This window comes from Okeania sp. SIO2F4, from assembly GCF_010672385.1.
Classification (GTDB): domain Bacteria; phylum Cyanobacteriota; class Cyanobacteriia; order Cyanobacteriales; family Microcoleaceae; genus Trichodesmium.
On the sequence record NZ_JAAHGT010001369.1, the window covers coordinates 1 to 1,595 of the forward strand.

At 31.1% G+C, this 1,595-nt stretch carries 1 protein-coding gene and 1 pseudogene; both read left to right on the top strand.

The window, feature by feature from the left end:
• Positions 1 to 421 precede the first annotated feature (421 nt).
• Positions 422 to 895, top strand: a pseudogene (locus tag F6K22_RS40485) (zinc ribbon domain-containing protein); the annotation flags it as partial.
• Positions 896 to 1,292: 397 nt separating this feature from the next.
• Positions 1,293 to 1,550 (top strand): FAD-dependent oxidoreductase, encoded by a 258-nt coding sequence (locus tag F6K22_RS40490; protein WP_293110768.1) that lies wholly within the window; start codon positions 1,293 to 1,295, stop codon positions 1,548 to 1,550.
• The last annotated feature ends 45 nt before the right edge of the window (positions 1,551 to 1,595 follow it).

Genomic DNA, 1,595 nt, shown 5'->3' on the forward strand with positions numbered 1-1,595 from the left:
AGGAGTTTTGAAGAGTCATAATTTACCTTTGATGAAAGTTGATGATGGTTATTGTCATAAAACTTGTTTTTTGAGTAGTCATCCTACTTTGATTTATCAGGGATCGTCCCCAAAAGTAGCTGTTACATAATAGAAATAGTCTATGAAAAATCGGACTCAACAACAGAAAATCAACAAGTAGCAGGAGTAGATTTAGGAGTAAATAATTTAATGGCTGTAACTACAAATCAAATAGGAATTTCACCTAAGCATGATTAAAGGCAGACCATTAAAAGCGATTAATACCTTTTATAATAAACAGCGCTCTTGTTTACAATCTAAATTACAAGCTAACCACAATCAAAGTAATTCTCCGAAGTTAAAAAAATTAACTCACATTCATGTCGGCTCTTAGCCGAAACGAAATTGTCGAGTAGAAAATTATCTCCATACAGCAAGTAAAAGAGTAATAGATTGGTGTGTCAACCATGAAATAGGAATCTTAATTATCGGGCATAATCAGACATGGAAAAACGAGATAAAATTAGGGAAAAAGAACAATCAACAATTTGTTAATATCCCTCATTATAACTTAATAGAGATGTTAACATATAAAGCGAAATTAAGAGGAATAAAAGTAATAATTACAGAAGAATCTTATACATCTCAATCAAGCTGTTTAGATGGGGATAAATTACCAAAATATGGAGATAAAAAAACGAAATTTAGTGGAAAAAGAGTAACAAGAGGGTTGTATAAAACCAGGAAAAATAAATTATTAAATGCAGATGTAAATGGGTCATTAAATATAATTAAAAAAGTAATTCCTGATGTCTTGGACCAAGGAATAAAGGGTTTGCCGTTTAACCCTGTAGTGGTCGATCCACTGCGAACAACTAAGCTTTTAGGCTTTTGAGTAAGTTTGAGTAAGTTTAGTTGAGCGGTGTCTGCTTAAAGTTTTCAAGTTTAAACTATGAGTTTAGCAAATTTCCTTTTCCAACTATTGTCGAAGATAATTTAAATCATTTATTTTTGCAGTATATTCTCAATTTCCAAGAAATTTTGGCTTGTGAACTACCTTGGTTAAAAGATGAGATTTCATTAATTGATAATGGATAATGAAAACTATCTCTAATTATCAATTGTCAATTATCTATTGGTAAAGAGAGGCTTTAAACTAATTGATTAATTATCAATTATTCATTAGTGATGGCAGTGGATTTAGGTGAGATGTTTATTTAGGCATAAACCCTGAATAGTCAAATATTACAAATTTAGTCAAAAACAAATAAAATTTATCAACATTAAAAACTGTGGAAACTGGAGAAACTTCTCAAGGGGAAAAACAAAGCAGTAAAGTCACAAAGATTTGCATATTGGGTGGTGGCTTTGGTGGTCTTTATACAGCTTTGTATCTCCATAGTTGTTGGGGATTTAAAAATAAAAATTGTCAAATTACTTTAATAGATCGACACGATCATATTGTATTTACTCCGTTGCTTTATGAGGTAATTACAGGAGAACTTGAACCTTGGGAAATATTTAACCAGTCACTGACTCAGGGAACTTGAGCAATTATCCTCGCTAGCTTACTGTTAATATATATTGGGAATTTA